This is a genomic window from Dyadobacter sp. CY343 (assembly GCF_021390335.1).
Classification (GTDB): Bacteria; Bacteroidota; Bacteroidia; order Cytophagales; family Spirosomataceae; genus Dyadobacter.
The window spans coordinates 1,435,322-1,453,516 of sequence record NZ_JAJUXK010000001.1 but is presented as its reverse complement, the minus strand read 5'-3'; the positions used below and the strand labels follow the sequence as shown (position 1 = coordinate 1,453,516).

The window sequence follows — 18,195 nt, the reverse complement described above, 5'->3', positions numbered from 1 at the left end:
ATTTTGCGTGGTAAAATTTAATTATTAAATGCTTTCATACCGAATTGGAATTCTCGGAGGCGGCCAGTTGGGTTTAATGCTTTTGCAAGCTGCTGTCGACTGGAACCTCGATATCCATGTCCTGGATCCTGACGCTGAGGCTCCTTGCAAACAAATTGCCCCCCATTTCCGCCAGGGTTCCCTGCAAGATTTTGATACTGTTTATGATTTTGGAAAAGACCTTGATGTAATTACCATCGAGATCGAAAAAGTAAATGTAGACGCGCTCGAAAAGCTTGAAAAGGAAGGCAAGAAAATTTACCCCCAGCCTTCTGTAATTCGCAAAATCCAGGATAAGCGCATTCAGAAACAGTTTTATCTGGACAACAATCTTCCTACTTCCGATTTTATATTAACCGAAAATCGGGAAGAAGTTTCAAACCATATTTCATTTTTACCCGCATTTCACAAGCTCGGTAAAGATGGTTACGACGGCCGCGGCGTGCAGCGTATTGCATCAGCCGAAGATCTTCCAAAAGCATTCGATCAGCCGGGCCTTTTAGAGAAAGCTGTGGATTTTGATAAAGAGCTGGCTGTGCTCGTCGCGCGTAATAGTGCAGGCGAAACGGCTACTTTCCCGACCGTGGAAATGGTTTTTCATCCCGAACTCAATCTGGTAGAATACCTTTTTGCACCTGCGGAAATCAATGCACAAGTCAATGCAAAAGCACAGGAGATCGCTGTTAAAACTGCCGAGGCATTTCAGATAGTAGGTCTGCTGGCTGTTGAGCTTTTCCTCACCAAAGACGGTGAAGTACTAATTAATGAAGTAGCGCCTCGCCCGCATAACAGCGGCCACCACACGATCCGCGCAAATGCGACTTCGCAATACGAACAGCACTGGCGGGCGATTTTGGGGTTACCTCTGGGAAGCACGCAGGCTTACGGACCGTCTGCGATGGTGAATCTGCTTGGCGAAGACGGTTTTCAAGGACCGGCAGTTTATGAAGGAATGGAAAAGCTTTTGGCGCAGGAACAGGTATTTCCTTTTTTATATTGGAAAAAACAGACAAAACCTTTCCGTAAAATGGGCCACATCACCATTATGGACACCAATCTTTCTGCTTTGAAGGAAAAGGTAGAATTTGTGAAAAACAATATCAGGGTAATCAGTACAGAATCTAAGCATTGACCAGATGGTAGGTATAATAATGGGAAGTCTTTCGGATTCCAAAGTAATGCAGCTGGCCGCCGACGCACTGACCGAGCTGGGGATAGATTTCGAAATGGAGATCGTTTCTGCACACCGCACGCCGGAGCGAATGCTGGACTATGCAGCTACTGCCCGTTCGCGCGGCTTGAAGGTGATCATCGCCGGAGCAGGCGGAGCGGCACATTTGCCGGGTATGGTAGCCTCACTCACTTCTTTACCCGTAATAGGTGTACCGGTACTTTCAAGCAACTCGATCGACGGCTGGGATTCGGTACTTTCCATATTGCAAATGCCGGCGGGCGTACCAGTTGCCACTGTGGCTCTTGACGGTGCCCGAAACGCAGGAATTCTGGCCGCTCAGATCATTGGCGCCAGCGACGAAGCGACCGGAAAACGGCTGGATGCATTCAAGGAAAGCTTAAAAGACAAAGTTTCGACGATGAACGAGGAATTGAAAAAGCAACTTGCAAAGTAACCCTTGTTTATTATTTTCGTGTATTATATTAACTCCACTAAAAATTGAATAACGGCTAAATTATGGAAGACGAATTCGCTAAAAAAAGAAATATCCGTCCTACTGAAAAGTCTAATTTACCGGTCGTTACACTGTTGGTGTTAGTTCTTTTGGTATTAGCCATGCTTTATGTCGGCTATGAATATATCTCCGATAGTTCTTCCAATTCCGAGGAACTGACCTCCGTAGTTGTGGACTCTACATTAAGTGAAACCACTGTGGGTGAACCGATTACTGACGAGCCGCTCGATGTAGTGGAAACCGAAAAAGCCGAACCTATTACCAAAGATCCTGTTGCAGAAAAGCCCGTAACGCCCGCAAAAGAGACCAAACCGGCTATATCCGCAGCTTCTCTGGGAGGACAGGAAATCACGCATTCGGTACAAAGCGGCGAAACGTTTTCCAGCATTGCATCCAGATATAACCTCAAAACTGAAACTTTACAGGGCCTTAATCCCAGTGTATCTGATGTTAAGTCAGGGGTTACCAAGTTAAAAATCCAGGTGCAGACGGTCCACACGGTGGGGCCGGGCGATGTATTGAGGGTAGTTGCGGGAAAATATGGCGTGACAAAAGAAGCATTAATGAAAGCAAATGGCAGGTCGAAAGACTTTTCAGAGCGCGGCGAAAAACTGATTGTTCCTTTCGCTTCCAGAAAATAAAAAGCACTTTCCTTCAATACAAAAATCCCGACTCAAACCGAGCCGGGATTTTTTTTGCACTTATAGGAAGGATTTATAATACTCTATCAAAAACCACCTGGTCCTCTTCCACCGTCTCCGCGGTTTCGGAAGCCGCCGCCTTCTCCCTCGTAATCACGTCTGCGGTTGCTGTCTCCCGATGGCATTTTACCAAAATTCTTCAATGTATAAGTGAAAGTCAGCATCGCATATTGGGTCAGCACACGGTTGGTAACGTCCTGCACGTAAGTTTCGGTTACATTCCGGGTAATGCTGTTGTTTTGTTTCAGGATATCAAAAACGGTCAGTTTGAGCTCGCCAGCATTGTTTTTCAGGAATTTCTTACCCACGCTCGCATTCCATAAGGTGAAGTTTTGATTAAAACCTTCTCCCAGCCCACGGTAAGATTGATTGTTGATATCACTCTGCACCACAAATCCTTTACCAAATATCCAGTTTACCCGACCAGTAATTCCCTGCGTATAATAGTTATTGTTCAGGTTCGGCTGGATGGAGTTGCGGACGATATTGTAATTCCCGGAATAGGAAACCGTAAAATCCAGCTTCTCACTCACATTACTGCTAACTACAAGCCCCTGTGACACAGCATAAGTATTAGAGAAATTGGGCACATTGTTGATCATCCCAGGCGAACGCACATAGTTGAATCCGGTAGTAACATTCAGGTTCAGTTTCAATGGCGCAATTGGTTTTCCATAAGCCAGGAACGAGCGTGCATTCCAGCTCCCGTCCACGTTGATCGGCGAAGTCAGTCTCGCGCCGCGTTCCAGTATAATTCCGCTAGGCAAAGTCGTCGGTTCCTGCGCGATAATCGTCGAATTCACGATCGCATTGTTAGTTTGTGTCAAAAAAACCATCGCATTCAGGCTGTACGGACGGGCTGCCCCTGCAAGTGAATAGCGCACATTGAACATATTGCGGTATTCCTGTTTCAGATTTGGATTACCTGCGGTTAATGAAAGCGGATTGCTGTTGTCGATCACATTCTGCAACTGCGAGATCGAAGGCTGGCTGGTCGAGCTGCGGAAAGATGTCCGGAACTGCGTACCCGTTTTCGAGCGGTAAGTCAGCATAAAGTTCGGCAGGAAATTGGTGAAAGACTGATCCACTTTCGTATTATAAGGCGCAAGCTGCTGACTATACAGACCTGTATTCTGAAAATCGACACCCAGGTTCGCCGACCAGCTGTTTTTCCGGTAGCGATAGCCCAGCCCGGCGCGGTTGGTCACATATCGGTTGTCAAAATTGTTGGAAAGCAATGTGTCCAGATCCGTGTAAGTATTTTCGTCGAAACTCATATTGAAAGTCTCTCTGCTGGAATTACTGTTACTCACGGTCAGCCCGTAGTTCAGCTGTAACTGTCCCGTTTTGCTGATCGGCTCTGTGTAGATCACATTCCCGCCAAGTGTAACTCCGTCGGAATAGGTATAGCTCAACTGATCGGTTGTATCGCCTCTCACTGAAAACTCGGGAAGGCCGAAATTGTCATAATATAAGTTACGGGAATATAGATTCCGTGTTCCATTCCGGTCGTTCAGCTGGGTATTTACGTTCAAACTGATCGTGCGGCCCTTTTTCTCAAAACTGTGGCGGAACAAAAGATCATTTGAAAAATTGTAGCCTTTATTAAAATTGCTTTGCGTATTGTCCAGCCCATTGATCTTACTCCCGTCCGCCAGTGTGGTAAGTCCAGTTTTGAAACTCCCCGACTGATTATCCTGGAAACTGAGGCGCGGCGTTACGATGAGTGAATTTTTGGGGTCAATATTATATTCAACTCGAAAGTTCAGGCGGTGATTTGCATTGGTACTTGACGTGCGGCTCGCTTCATTGTAAAACTGGTTGCTGTCTGCCTGCGCCAGAAAATATTCCTGCGAAGTAGTTTGCTCATTTACATTCCCGGTGCGGTTGAAAAAATAGCTGCCGGTTACCTCCACTTTTTTACCAAACTTATTGGCATAATTCAGTCCAAAAGAATTGGTACCGGTAATGCCGCTCTGGTTTCCAACCATAAAGTTACCCGAAGAGCCGCCGCCACGACCGCCGCCGCCGGTTACCCCCAGCAGATCCTGGCCCGAGAAATTCTGCATATTGATATTGTTACTCAACCCGATCACCGAAATGCGCTGGTCGCCTTTGAAGAAACTGACGTTACCGCCCGCCTGGTACCGGTTATCTAATCCATAACCAGCAAATACCTTCCCGAACTGGCCCATTTTGCGATCGGCTTTGGTTACGATATTGATCGTTTTCTGCCCGTTCCCATCGTCAAATCCGGTGAACTGCGCCTGGTCACTGAGCTTGTCAAAAACTTCGATCTTATCAACTATTTCTGCGGGAAGGGATTTTAAGGTAAGTGCGGCATCGTCACCGAAAAACGGCTTTCCATCCACCAAAACGCGATTTACAGTTTCTCCAAGCGCAGTTACCGTTCCATTTGTAACAGTTATGCCAGGCATTTTCTGAATCAAATCTTCTGTTGTCGCATCAGGATTTGTCTTGAATGCGGCCGCATTGAATTGGGTTGTATCACCCTTCTGCTCCATCGCAGTTACCTGGCCGATCACCTTTACTTCCTTTAAATTCGCGACCGCCTCGGTGAGCTGGATGGTGCCCAGATCCTGCGATTCGCTAGTAAGTGTAATTATTTTGGTGAAATCCTTATAGCTGAGGTAAGTTACCTTTACCAGATAGGCGGTTTCTTTGGAAAGTCCGGTAAAAGAAAACTTACCATTTACGTCGGTAGTAACATATTCCGGCTTGGCATCAGGAACATTCCTGCTCACCGCGACATAGGCGCCTACCACCGCAGACCGGTTCAGGCTGTCAATAACGGTGCCCGAAATTTGGGCATTCTGTGCCTGAGCTAAGCTGCCAAATAGCAATGCCAGGATCAGTACGGCGGAGGAAATATATCGTTTCATGATTTCTGTAAAGGTTTCTGGAAGTTTAGAGCGATCCCCGCAGGGAAGGTTTAACTATAACTCCCAAATAACCCCCACAATCGATAGAAGCCCCAACTTTTACCGATCAATCAGCCATATACGTCGACGAGTTTCAATCACCTATTTAAGCCATTTTTTCAGCAAACCTTCGTATTGACTGAGAAATAGCTCGTACGCCCGTTTTAATTCCGGGAGCGCTTCGGCCAGCGTGCTCGTATCGTCAGATTTCAGGCGCCATTCTGCATCGCGCGCAATCTCGGCTACCTGTGAAACGCCCACGGTTCCGCCACTTCCTTTCAATGTATGCAGATTGCTTTTTACAGTCGGAATATCCCCCGCCGCAAATGCAGTGAGCGCCCCTTCCACGAGCTCATTGGATTCTGTAACGAAGTCTTCAAACACTGACCATACCAGATCTGCGCCTCCTATTCCATTCAGCTGGTCGATGATTTCTTTGTCCAAAACAGGAATCACAGGCTCGGCAACAGGCGCGAGCTGAACCGGTTCCGGCTTGGCGAGATGTTTATTTCCGATTAATTCACGCACTTTCTGTACCAAAGTCTGCGCGCGGATCGGCTTGGCAATATAATCGTCCATTCCCTGACTGATAAACCGGTCGCGGTCTTCCTTCATCGAATAGGCTGTCATCGCAACGATCGGCGGCAGTGCCTGGAATTTCTTGCGGAGCTCCTGCGAGGTTTCCACACCATCCATATCCGGCATTTGAATATCCATAAAAATGATATCATAAAGCGGCTGACCAGCATTGAAACGTGCCTCCACGATTTCAATAGCCTTGAAACCACTCTCCGCAAGATCCACTTCACAGCCTGACTTTTTCAGGATTTCATTGGCTACTTTCCTGTTCACCGCATTATCGTCGACCAGCAAAATGGTAGGATGATAATTGGCAAATACGTTCTCAATAGGTACCTCTTCCAGCTGCGCGACGTTACTTACAAGGGCGCCGGTGGTTTCAGTTGTTTCAAATGTAAACCAGAAAGTGCTACCCTGACCCAGTACCGATTCCACCCCAATATCTCCATTCATTAATTCACAAAGCTGCTTCGAAATCGCGAGCCCGAGTCCTGTTCCCCCGAACGATTTACGGGAAGAATTGTCTAGTTGTGTAAAAGAAGTAAACAAGATCTGCCTGTCAGTAGCGCTGATCCCTATTCCCGAATCCTGCACTTCCACTTTGATCTTATTTCTGATCCCATCCTTCTTTAACAGTGTTAAGAAAACTTTCACTGCGCCATTTTCTGTGAATTTGAGCGCATTGGAGGTTAAATTTGATAGTATCTGTAAAAGCCGGGTTTGGTCGGCAAGAATGAAACGTGGAATATCTTCGGCAATATGGTAGGTAAGCGTATTGTTTTTGCTCTTTGCAGTCTGCCCGAAAAGTGACACGAGTTTTAGCAAAAGCTCCTCGACCGAAATCGGGCTTTGGTGCAATTCCATTTTTCCTGCCTCAATTTTCGAAAGGTCAAGAATATCATTTAAAATGTTGAGCAAAGTTTCCGACGAGCGTTTGATCGTCAACACGTAGTCGCGTTGCTCTACATTCAAAGGCGTTTCGCCCAACAGGTCGATCATCCCGATCACGCCGTTCATCGGGGTACGAATTTCGTGGCTCATATTCGCCAGGAAACCCTCTTTTACTTTCAGCGAACGTTCTGCATGCTCTTTCGCTTTCAGCAATTCGAGCTCATTCCGTTTCAGCTCGGTAATATCGCGGGCAAGTACCGCCACTTCTGTCGGCTTACCTTTTTCGTTGGAAAACATCAGCATATTGATCATGAACTGCCGCTCGGTACCGTCTTTTCGGGGTAGCGTGATCTCGAAATTGCGCAGACTTTTGGTTTTCCGAAGCCGGATCAATGCAGAATGTATCCGTTTTTTATCCTGAAAAAATTCAAGCACTTTGTGCCCGATCACTTCCTCTGGCAAATATCCCAGCCTTTTCAGCACCGACTGGCTGATCATCGTGATCTCCCCCTGGCGGTTGATCCGGCAATAGATATCCTGTAAATTTTCGAATATCCCCCTGAAAAGCTCCTCACTATGCCGAAGCGACAATTCCGCTTCCTTGCGCCGGGTAATATCCCGGGCGATACCCGATACTTCCTCGATCACGCCATCTGCGTAGTGAATAGGGTTCAGGTAAAATTCAAGCCACATATTCCCGCCGTCGTTCCGATCGATCTTGAACTCAAAGTACTGCGCCTCGCCCCTAAGTGCCTGACGGTATTTGGTTTCCAACGTGCGGCGGTTGCTGTTGCCCACCATCCGCCAGCCGAATTTCTCCGTACTCGATTGCAGCGACGGTCTCACTCCCAGTTGGTTCTGGATCAGATCAGCATAGTTTCTATTAAAAGAAGTCAATTGCAGCGACTTATTCACCGACCAAATTAAATGTGAACTGCTATCGAAGATCGCATTCAGCCGGGCTACATACTTGCTCAGTTCTTCCTCACTTTGCTTTCTGGCGATCGCGAGCGCCACCTGCCCGGAAATGAATTCCAGCAGTTCCAGGTCCCGCGCATCGAACATATTGGGATCATCGTACGATTTTACGCCGATTATTCCGGTAACCCTGTCCCCAATGCGCAGCGGCACACAAAGCAGCTGCTTGGGGGTTATTCCGTAGAGATAAAGGCTGTTGGTTTTGGCCAGCTGCTCAATATCTCCGTCTGAAAGAAAGAGCGGCTTATTGGAAGCGATCGCATATTCAGTTACCCCATTTCCCAGCTTCCTTTTCGTAAATCTTACATTGCCCTGAAAGTACTGATCAACGTAATAGGGAAAATAAATGAAGCTTTTGCTGGGATCATAGAGTGCGATGAAAAAGTTTTTAACATCGATAATCTTTCCTAACTCTTCATGAATGCTTTGGTAAAAATCGTCGAGGTTCTGGGTAGTAACAGTCCAGTTTGCAATGCTGTAATACAGGTTCTGAGCCTTTTCAGCGCGTATTTTTTGGGTAAAATCATTTAAAATAAACCTGAAAGCATTCGGCTTCCCACTATCGTACCGGCAGTTCACACTTCCAGCCACAAACACTTTTTTCCCTTCCCTACTCAGAAAAACAGCCTCGAATCGCGGATTAGGATTGCCTAGCTCAATCTCTTTCAGCTGCACGAGTGCTTCCTCCTTATGCTGTGGATGCAGAATATCTTCCATCCGCATCGACGCGATTTCGTCCAGGCCGTAACCCAGCACTTCGCGCCACGCTTTGTTGACGAATATGAACTTCCCGTCAATCGCCACCAGCTGAATCAGGTCGCTGGTATTGTCCACCAGATCCTGCAATTGTGAGTTGGATTTGGAGATTGAAGATTCCATGCGCCGCCGCCGGGTAATATCATCTCCAACGAGTGTAATGCATTCTATCTCATCGTTTTCCCGCTGGATTAATACGGAATTGATAGAAAAAGTCCGGACTGTTCCCTTTCGAGCGATAAAGGGAATTTCGCGCTGTTCGAGCTTTCTTTTCCCCTGAATACCCTCTTCCAGCATTTGCCTTACCTCGTCTTCTTCATCCTTCGGGATCAACCTGTCGAATATACTTTGCCCCACCAGATCCGATTCCAGCCAGCCTGTTTTCATCAGTGCGTGGGCGCTGATATTTCGGATCACGAAGTCAGGCGAAAAGGTAATCCCAATCAAATTAAGGTGTTGCAGTGTAGCGTGTATAGTTTGCCAGTGAGTCTGGGACAATATCATTTCCATGGTTCGGGATCAGGGCATATTTAAGGTTCTCTACAATTCTTTATTCGATAAATCTACGAATTAAGACGTAATTTTGGTCTGTGAAAACGAATTATAAAAAACCCGATGAATGGAAAGTCAGGGCCAAAAAACACCTCGGCCAGCACTTTTTAAAAGACTTAAATATCGCACAACTCATAGCCGACGGACTGTCTGGCCACAGCGGTTATAAGCAGGTTCTGGAAATCGGACCGGGTATGGGCGTACTTACCCAATTCCTCTTGCCGAAGACTGAATTTACCACCTCCGTGATAGAAATTGACCGTGAATCGGTTGCCTACCTGCACGCACATTTCCCGCTGCTTTCAGAACGGATCATTGAAGGTGATTTCCTGAAATTCAATCCGGGGGACCACTTTTCGGAGCCTTTCGCGATCATCGGAAATTTCCCCTATAATATCTCTTCCCAGATCTTTTTCAGGGCGCTTGAAATCCGGGACCGCATTCCGGAGATCGTTTGCATGTTGCAGAAAGAAGTTGCGCAACGCATTGCTTCACCACCGGGAAATAAGGACTACGGAATCCTGAGTGTGTTTTTGCAGGCATTTTATGATATTGACTACCTGGTAACCGTGCCGCCGGGCGCATTTAACCCGCCGCCAAAAGTCCAGTCGGGCGTGATCCGTCTGCGTCGTAATCAGGTTACGCATTTAGATTGCGATGAGAAAAAGTTCTTTACTGTTGTAAAAACGGGCTTTAACCAAAGGCGAAAGACCCTGAGAAATGCCTTGAAGCCGATAGGCACATTTCCAGAACACCCACTGCTCGACAAGCGGGCCGAACAACTGAGTGTCAGCGACTTTGTTGAGCTCACAAAAATCGCCGAAACGCTCTCCAACGATCCAATATCCTCGTAGAAATCGAGTTAAGCTAAAAGCAAACCGCCCACCCGCTAAAAGCTGCGACAATGACATTTGAATTAACACAACTATACGTCGACCATATTCAGGAGCTGATCGAGAAGAAGGATTGTGTTGCCATCCGCGGCGAGATGGAGAACCTTTTTCCCGCAGATATTACCAGTTTGGTATACGAGCTCGAAACGGAGAGCGCGAAATTTCTGGTTAACCAACTTAACCTGGAAACCGGGGCGGCGATCCTGGCTGATATGGACCCGGACGAGCGCCGCGAGTTTTTGAAGGCTTTTACTTCCGAGGAAATTTCAGGTTTTGTCAATCTTTTCGATTCTGATGATGCGGTGGATTTGCTGAATGAGCAGCCAATACGTGTCAGAGAGGAGGTTATTGCCCTTTTGGAAGACCGTGAGCAGGCGCGTTTTATCCTTGATCTGCTGCATTACGATGAAGATGTGGCGGGTGGTTTGATGCAGAAAGAGCTCGTAAAAGCGAATGTAAACTGGAATGTAAATCAGTGTATTGAAGAGTTGCGCAAGCAGGCAGAGGATGTGGGGAAGGTGTATGCAGTGTACGTGGTGGACGATTTTGGCAAGCTGCACGGGATATTATCTCTCAAAAAGATCGTATTAGCGCACAAAAACACCAAGATCGAAAGTCTGTACGACAAGGATGTGATTTTTGTGGAAACGTACCGTCCTGCCGTAGAGGTAGCGGAACTAATGCAACGCTATGACCTTGACGCACTGCCTGTTGTGAATGTGCAGGGGAAGTTATTGGGCCGCATTACGATCGATGACGTGATCGACGTGATCACCGATCTCGCCAGTTCTGATACGCTTGCAATGGCGGGTATTACTGGTGATGTAGAGGAAGATGATACGATCTGGCAACAAACCAAAGCGCGCCTTCCCTGGCTTTTAGTGGGAATGATGGGAGGAATACTCGCCGCGAAATTCATCAGTTTTTTCGAAGGTGATCTTAAAATAATCCCCGCAATGGCCGCATTTATACCTATTATCGGCTCAACCGGCGGGAATGTGGGCATTCAGACTTCTTCCATTATTCTGCAAAGTCTGGCTGATAAAACGGGGATTGATACCACGGTGGGCCAGCGTTTGATCAGAATGTTTGCAGTTGCATTTATCAATGGAATGATCATCAGCCTGATCGTTTTTGGATTCAATCTGCTGATAGGCAATGAATTGAATCTGGCGATCGTGGTATCTACGGCACTTATGTCGGTTGTGTTCCTTGCTTCCTTTATGGGCACGATAACCCCCATTTTACTGGAAAGAATTGGCATTAATCCGGCTGTGGCCTCGGGCCCGTTTATTACAACGGCCAATGACCTGATCGGTTACGGTGTATATTTCGGTCTGGCGCACATGCTGCTGCATTTGTAAAATCGCACATTTAGCATTCGCTCAGGCTGATCGGAATATTCACTGCCAGGCCACCTTCCGAGGTTTCTTTATAGCGATTGTTCATGTCCAGCGCGGTCTGCCACATGGTTTTAACCACATTATCAAGTGACACTTTCGCATTCTGAGGATTACTCTGCAACGCAAGCTGGCAGGCAGTGATCGCCTTGATCGCGCCCATTGTATTTCGTTCAATGCAAGGAATTTGCACCAAACCACCCACCGGATCGCACGTAAGTCCCAGATGATGCTCCATCGCAATTTCCGCCGCCATCAGGCACTGCTCCACCGTTCCGCCCGAAACCTGGGCTAATCCAGCCGCCGCCATTGCCGACGAAACACCGATCTCCGCCTGACAGCCGCCCATTGCCGCAGAAATTGTCGCACCTTTTTTGAATATGCTGCCTATCTCTCCCGCGGTAAGCATAAATTTGAAAATATCCTCTTCGGCACCTCCGCAAAAAGTGATGCAGTACTGGATCACAGCGGGAATTACGCCCGCGGCTCCGTTTGTGGGGGCTGTCACTACCCTGCTGAATGATGCATTTTGCTCATTGACAGCCAATGCAAAACAACTGACCCAGTCGAGCGTATAATTAAATCCGGCGCCGCCGCTTCGGATCCGGCTCATCCAGTCGGTGCAGTCAATGCAAGTTTGTTCCTTTAATAGTTTTTGGTTCAATTCGGCTGCTCTCCGTTTTACGTGCAGCCCGCCGGGCAGTTCGCCACTGGTAATGCAGCCTAGGAAAATACTATCCTGCATTACCCGCCAGATATTCATCAGCTCGCTGCGAATAGCGTCTTCATTTCGCCAGACTTTCTCGTTTTCCAAAACAATTTCCCAGATCGCTTTGCCAGAAGATTTGTGCCATTTGAGCAGGTCTGCGGCATAATCGATTGGAAAAGGTAAGTGTACCGGCGTCGCAGAAGTATCTTTTTCTCCTTCCTGGATCACAAACCCACCACCAATTGAAAAGTAAGTTTCTTGAATTATCCCACTATCACCACAGTCTGCGACGAATTTTAAACCATTTGGGTGAAAGGGAAGCGCCTCATTTTTGTGGAAGATCACATGGTCTTTCGGAGCAAAGCCGATCTGCATTTCTCCGTGCAGCATTGTGGTCTCTGTCGCAGCAATATCTTCGAGTATCTGATCAATAGCGGCCGTTTCGATGGTTACGGGATCATATCCGCTTAGCCCCAGAATAACCGCAATATCAGTACCGTGCCCTTTTCCTGTTTTGGCCAAAGAACCATACAAATGCACATTGACCATTTGTACACTTTCAAGCTCCGCGCGACTTTTAACCACATTCAAAAAACGCTGCGCCGCCCGCCACGGTCCCAAAGTGTGAGAACTCGAAGGTCCAATGCCTATTTTAAACATATCAAAAACCGAAATCCTTTCCTCCTTCATTTGAACAATCGTCCTACTTGTCAACAATCACTTTCCCGGCGACCCGGCCGTTGATTGTTACAATGTACAATCCTTCTTTGAGTTCTGAGATGTTTATTTTTTCTTCGCCTTTCTTCAAAGTCCGTGATATAGTGACTTTGCCGGACTGACTTAATATTTGGACTTGTGCCGGGATATTATAATTCTGTCTGCTGATAACAATATAATCTTTGGCGGGAGAAGGAAAAACGTGTGCAGTGCTGTATTTCCCCAAATTCACAGATGCTATTTTTGAATAGGCATAAGCACCGTCCAAATCCTGCATTTTGAGTCGGTAATAGTAGGAATCAGCCGCCAGGTTTTTATCAAGATATTCATAATTAACACCCGCTTCTTTTTGGCCGGAATTGATAGAAATGATCTTGCTAAAATCAATTCCATCCTCGCTCCTTTCCAGCTCAAAATGACTGAATGCCGTTTCAGCTGCGGTTTTCCAGGTCAACCTGACTGTTTTATTTTCTTCCAATTTCGCTTCAAACGAAACCAGACGGACAGGCAGCGGCGGCTCGTTCAGACAGGCAACCTGCATTTTCTGCGCATTGGCAGCCAGACCAAAAGTTGGGTTATGGATGATCGTATTCCCGTAAACCGACAAATTTGTAAAATCGCCGTCGAGGCTGATCCTGCGCCCATTCACACCTTCACACCAATCGTCTGTCCAGGTCCACGCCAGCCAGCCAACATTGTGATTTTTGCAGCTTTGGAGGAGATCAGTATAGCTGGTAATCGCGTCGGAACAGGGACCGGTGGCATCCTGCACGTTTGCTATTTCGCCCAAAACAACAGGAAAAGTCGCATTGGCAATTTGCTGAACCCGGGCTTCCATCGCCACGGCATTGTCGGTGTACCAGTATCCGTGCGCGCTCATGATTACGTTTCCAAGCGGATCCTGCGTTTTCAAAGCTGCACCCGCCTGCAATGCAATATCCAGACTTTGCCCGCAATCGGGCGCATCGATCATGATCGGTACCTCTATTCCTGCTGTCCGCAACTCAGAAATAACATTTTTGTAGTGATCCAGCCAGGTAGTATAAGCGTTCGTCTGGTTCGATGCCCATTTCACATTCCCAAATTCATTAGCCACATTCACGATCACAAATCCCCGGTGCTTATTAACAAGGTCAAGTACTTCCTGCTGTTTCCACCATGGGAGTACAACCGTATTGAATTTTGAATAATCATTGGAGCAAGTCACATCGTGCAATTCAATTACTGACACAATACCGGCTTTGCGAAAGCGGGTTACCACCACATCGAGATCTGCTACGGAGTACGCTTTCCAGCCACTTTGCCGGTTGGCGTACCATTGAATACGTACTGTGTTTGGGTTCGCTTTGATGATCTCCGCGGACAGCTCGTCATTGACGTTTGTCGGATCTCCGTTGATATTAGCCGGAAACTCCCAGTCGTCGGCCAGCGAATAATTAACGCCCATCGGGATGAATTGCCCATCGCACGGGCCTAGAATATTCCGGCCCTGCGAATGAATTGTACCCTCCGCGTGCGTCGGCTCCTCAGTTTCAGGGGCGCACGAAGGTGCTTCTGCGATGCTGTAATCTTTGACAAAATCCCAGATTGCCTGATTCGGATTGAAGTTTGACGTGACCGGCCACGCGTGACCTACTCCCTGGACCCGGATCATGGAAACCTCTTTGGTCTCAGGCGCATTACCTACGCAGAATTTGAGTTTCATCACATTAGTCGCGATCGCATCGTTCGGTAATGTGTAAGTCGTTTTGCCGCAGCTGTAATACGACCATTGCGTGAGCGGCCACTCATTCCATGGCGTAGGCGTATGATTCGGATCGGGATAACTGACGACCGCATCGGTGTCACCGTGAATATGCAGGATCGGGACCGGCTTAAAATTGGCGCTGCTGAAATAGGAATAGTTATCATTATTCGCATACATATTGGCGGCAACCGGCGCGAATGCCGCGATTTTATCAGGTAGGTTAACCGCCAGGTTGTAGGTCATAAACCCACCGGCTGAAAGTCCCGTCGCGTATACTTTTTTAGCGTCAATGTGATAGGTATTGCAGAAATAGTCGATTAAGTCGGAAGTGAATATTGCATCTTTGGTTTGGTCGATAGCCCGGTGCCAGCCACCGCCGTCGGTATCTGCATTCGGGTAAACGACGATAAAATTGTTGGCATCGGCAGTCGCATTGAACCCCGTCGTGTTCCTGATATTTGCGCCCGACCCGTTATCGCCGTGAAAAACAAATAGCAGCGGCAGGTCCTCCGGTACTGACGTGCCCGGCGCGTGAAAAATAAATGTGCGGGTTTTCCCCGAAGAAGTAATGGATCCACTTACGTCTAAACCCCAGGAAAGATTAAGATTGGTTAAACTAGATATCAAAAAAAGCGTCACTATGCGCATATATTTTTTCATAACCCACTCAATGTTAGCATGTAAGAATTAAAATCAAATTGAAGGTAGCATTAAAAACAGAATATATTCTATCATAGTATTCAAACTATTTCGTCATCTATTTTTCGGTTTGGAGATTATTAGGTCGAAACCTAAAATTTTGAAAAGCTCTTTGAGGAGAATTAAGTGACCGGAATACTGGCTACTTTTGAATGTTACAATTCCAGGGTTATAAGCATTTTATGATAGCAGTTGTTCAGCGCGTCAGCTGCGCATCCGTCACGATTGACGGAAAAGTAAGCGGAGAAATTGGAACCGGGTTTTTAGTATTGATTGGAATAACTCACCTGGATACGAGTGAGGACGTAGCGTGGCTTGGGAAGAAGATCGTCGGCCTCAGGGTATTTGGAGACGAGGAGGGCGAAATGAATCTGGACCTGAAAGCTGTGAATGGAAGTATCCTGCTGATAAGCCAGTTTACATTACATGCAAGCACAAAAAAAGGAAACAGACCTTCGTTTATTGAAGCAGCAAAAGCAGATATCGCTATTCCGTTATACGAGGAAATGATCCTGTTTTTAACCAAAGAAACAGGTAAACAAATCCAATGCGGCCAGTTCGGGGCAGATATGAAAGTATCGCTACTAAATGACGGCCCTGTGACGATTGTAATTGATTCAAAGAACAGGGTCTAGAAAGGAGGAAGGAGGAAAGGGAGGAAGGGAGGAAGGGAGGAAGAGAGGAAGGAGGAAAGGAGGAAAGGGAGGAAGTTACTAAACTATCGACTCAGCGATCGCCTTAGGTCACGAAATACACATAACACCGCACACCAGAGCAAGTCGCAGAGCGACGTAATACAGGTAGTCGCAGAGCGACGCAACATAGGTAAGTCGCAGCGCGACACACAACACAGGTAGTCGCAGAGCGACGTAACATCGGTAAAACATGACAATCCAGCAAGCACAAGACGACGTTGATCAATGGATCAAAACCTACGGTGTCCGATACTTTTCGGAACTGACGAATATGACAATCCTGACAGAAGAAGTAGGCGAAATGGCCCGAATCATGGCCAGGACCTACGGTGATCAGTCTTTCAAGAAAAGTGATCTAGGTAAAGATCTCGGCGACGAAATGGCCGACGTACTTTGGGTATTGATCTGCATTGCAAACCAAACCGGCATCAATTTAACCGAGGCGCTGGAAAAGAATATCGCCAAGAAAACGGATCGGGATAAAGACCGGCACAAGCAAAACCCGAAATTATTGTAACAGGTACGAAACGAAAAAAGCCCGACGAATCGGGCTTTTTTACTACTATATCTGCAAGATTACATGTCAAGCAACAATCTCATCGGATCTTCCAAAAGCTGTTTTACACGAACCAGGAAGCTCACTGAATCTTTTCCGTCGATTGTACGGTGATCGTAGGAAAGTGCTACGTACATGATCGGGCGAACGACAATCTGTCCATCCACCACAACTGCACGCTCCACGATATTGTGCATTCCCAGGATTGCAGATTGAGGCGCATTGATAATCGGTGTCGACATCATTGAACCGAAAGTTCCACCGTTTGTGATCGTGAAAGTTCCACCCGACATTTCATCCATGCCCAATTTACCGTCACGCGCACGCACTGCAAGCCGAACGATTTCTTTTTCAATAGCTGCGAAAGAAAGTGTCTCTGCATTGCGGATTACAGGAACCACCAACCCGCGAGGCGTTGATACTGCTACTGATATATCCGCGAAATCATTATAAACCAGCTCTTCTCCATCGATAGACGCATTCACTACCGGGAAGTCTTTCAATGCAACCGTAACTGCCTTTACGAAGAATGACATAAAGCCCAGACCGACTTCGTGTTTCTCCTTAAACTTGTCTTTGAATTTATTACGCAAATCCATCACCGGCTTCATATCCACTTCGTTAAAAGTGGTAAGCATAGCTGTTTCGTTTTTCACAGCTACCAGTCGGCGGGCGATCGTTTTACGTAGTGAGGACATTTTCTCGCGACGTTGTGATCTTGCGCCTGCGGGTGCAGCAGCGGCAGGTGCAGCAGCGGGTTTGGCTGGCGCACTTACAGGCTGAGGCGCAGCGGCTGGCTTGCTGCCGGCTTTCAACGCATCATCCTTCATTATCTTTCCACCTGATCCTGAACCGTTTACATCTTTTGGATCAATGCCTCTTTCAGCAAGGATCTTGGCTGCTACCGGGGAAGCGTGTTTTTCACTATATGCTTTGTCGCCCTGGCTGGCAGCTGGTGCCTGTCCGGAAGGCTGCGCTGCTGGCTGGGAAGCCGCAGATCCGCCTGCACCCGGCTCGATGGTGCAAATAACTGCACCAATCGATAAGGTATCTCCTTCCTGGCCCACAATTCTTAACGTTCCCGCTGCTTCTGCGGGAAGCTCGAAAGTCGCCTTATCAGATTCCAGCTCGCAAAGGATTTCGTCCACTTCCACGTGGTCACCATCTTTTTTGCTCCAAGAAGCAATGGTAACTTCCGTGATTGACTCGCCAACTGCGGGCACTTTCATTTCGTATGTTTTGCCACCGCCAGCAGGAGCTTGCGCAGCAGCAGCAGGTTCAGCAGCTTTTTCTTCGACTTTCTCTGCGGCCGGTTCAACTGGCGCGGCAGCTTCGGGTTTCGCAGCATTTGCATCTTGCTTGGGAGCAGCAGGGGCAGCTCCGTTTGCAGCTGAATCGATCGTGGCGATCAGGTCACCGATGTTGAGCGTATCTCCTTCCTGTGCTTTTATGTGCAGGGTACCTTCTGCTTCTGCGGTCAATTCAAAAGTTGCTTTATCTGAATCCAGTCCACAAATAACTTCGTCCATTTTAACAAAGTCACCATCATTTTTGAACCAGTTCCCTATTGTAACTTCCGTGATAGACTCGCCAACAGGCGGTACTTTTATTTCAATTTCAGCCATTTTATCTGCAATCTTGTTGTCGAATTAA

12 protein-coding genes are annotated in these 18,195 nt (G+C 47.3%); 7 read left to right on the top strand and 5 right to left on the bottom strand.

Translation table 11 applies throughout. The annotated features are described in order from the left end of the window. The first annotated feature begins 28 nt into the window (after positions 1-28). From LZG94_RS05945 to LZG94_RS05935, 3 genes are all read left to right on the top strand, one after another. Complete coding sequence (locus LZG94_RS05945; protein ID WP_233791008.1) at positions 29-1,171, top strand: 5-(carboxyamino)imidazole ribonucleotide synthase; 1,143 nt, start codon at positions 29-31, stop codon at positions 1,169-1,171. Between the two features lie 4 nt (positions 1,172-1,175). Then, positions 1,176-1,667, top strand: coding sequence for a 5-(carboxyamino)imidazole ribonucleotide mutase (gene purE / locus LZG94_RS05940; RefSeq protein WP_215235336.1), 492 nt, complete (start codon positions 1,176-1,178; stop codon positions 1,665-1,667). A 62-nt stretch (positions 1,668-1,729) separates the two neighbouring features. Beyond that, on the top strand, positions 1,730-2,368 hold the full coding sequence (locus tag LZG94_RS05935; RefSeq protein WP_233791007.1) for a LysM domain-containing protein: 639 nt from the start codon (positions 1,730-1,732) through the stop codon (positions 2,366-2,368). An 86-nt stretch (positions 2,369-2,454) separates the two neighbouring features. On the opposite strand, the gene LZG94_RS05930 is transcribed toward LZG94_RS05935, so the two are convergent. Together LZG94_RS05930 and LZG94_RS05925 are read right to left on the bottom strand one after the other, a co-directional pair. Continuing rightward, on the bottom strand, positions 2,455-5,331 hold the full coding sequence (locus LZG94_RS05930; protein WP_233791006.1) for a TonB-dependent receptor domain-containing protein: 2,877 nt from the start codon (positions 5,329-5,331) through the stop codon (positions 2,455-2,457). 141 nt (positions 5,332-5,472) lie between these two features. Further along, positions 5,473-9,084, bottom strand: coding sequence for a PAS domain S-box protein (locus LZG94_RS05925; protein ID WP_233791005.1), 3,612 nt, complete (start codon positions 9,082-9,084; stop codon positions 5,473-5,475). An 80-nt stretch (positions 9,085-9,164) separates the two neighbouring features. Between LZG94_RS05925 and rsmA the strand changes: the two genes are divergently transcribed. Beyond that, positions 9,165-9,980 carry a 16S rRNA (adenine(1518)-N(6)/adenine(1519)-N(6))-dimethyltransferase RsmA gene (gene rsmA / locus LZG94_RS05920; RefSeq protein ID WP_233791004.1) on the top strand — a complete coding sequence of 272 codons (816 nt, stop codon included), beginning with the start codon at positions 9,165-9,167 and terminating at the stop codon, positions 9,978-9,980. A 50-nt stretch (positions 9,981-10,030) separates the two neighbouring features. Beyond that, complete coding sequence (gene mgtE, locus LZG94_RS05915) at positions 10,031-11,383, top strand: magnesium transporter (RefSeq protein ID WP_233791003.1); 1,353 nt, start codon at positions 10,031-10,033, stop codon at positions 11,381-11,383. Between the two features lie 10 nt (positions 11,384-11,393). On the opposite strand, the gene LZG94_RS05910 is transcribed toward mgtE, so the two are convergent. Both LZG94_RS05910 and LZG94_RS05905 read right to left on the bottom strand, forming a co-directional pair. Then, positions 11,394-12,818: an L-serine ammonia-lyase gene (locus LZG94_RS05910; protein WP_233791002.1), complete on the bottom strand. Its 1,425-nt coding sequence runs from the start codon at positions 12,816-12,818 to the stop codon at positions 11,394-11,396. Between the two features lie 13 nt (positions 12,819-12,831). Next, positions 12,832-15,252 (bottom strand): cellulase family glycosylhydrolase, encoded by a 2,421-nt coding sequence (locus LZG94_RS05905; protein WP_233791001.1) that lies wholly within the window; start codon positions 15,250-15,252, stop codon positions 12,832-12,834. Positions 15,253-15,473: 221 nt separating this feature from the next. Here LZG94_RS05905 and dtd point away from each other — a divergent pair, with 221 nt between their 5' ends. Beyond that, positions 15,474-15,926, top strand: coding sequence for a D-aminoacyl-tRNA deacylase (gene dtd, locus LZG94_RS05900; RefSeq protein ID WP_233791000.1), 453 nt, complete (start codon positions 15,474-15,476; stop codon positions 15,924-15,926). A gap of 250 nt (positions 15,927-16,176) precedes the next feature. Continuing rightward, positions 16,177-16,503 carry a nucleotide pyrophosphohydrolase gene (locus LZG94_RS05895; RefSeq protein WP_233790999.1) on the top strand — a complete coding sequence of 109 codons (327 nt, stop codon included), beginning with the start codon at positions 16,177-16,179 and terminating at the stop codon, positions 16,501-16,503. Positions 16,504-16,562: 59 nt separating this feature from the next. Here LZG94_RS05895 and odhB read toward each other — a convergent pair whose 3' ends face one another. Beyond that, entirely contained in the window at positions 16,563-18,167 is a 1,605-nt protein-coding gene (odhB, locus tag LZG94_RS05890; RefSeq protein ID WP_233790998.1) for a 2-oxoglutarate dehydrogenase complex dihydrolipoyllysine-residue succinyltransferase, read from the bottom strand. Positions 18,168-18,195 lie beyond the last annotated feature (28 nt).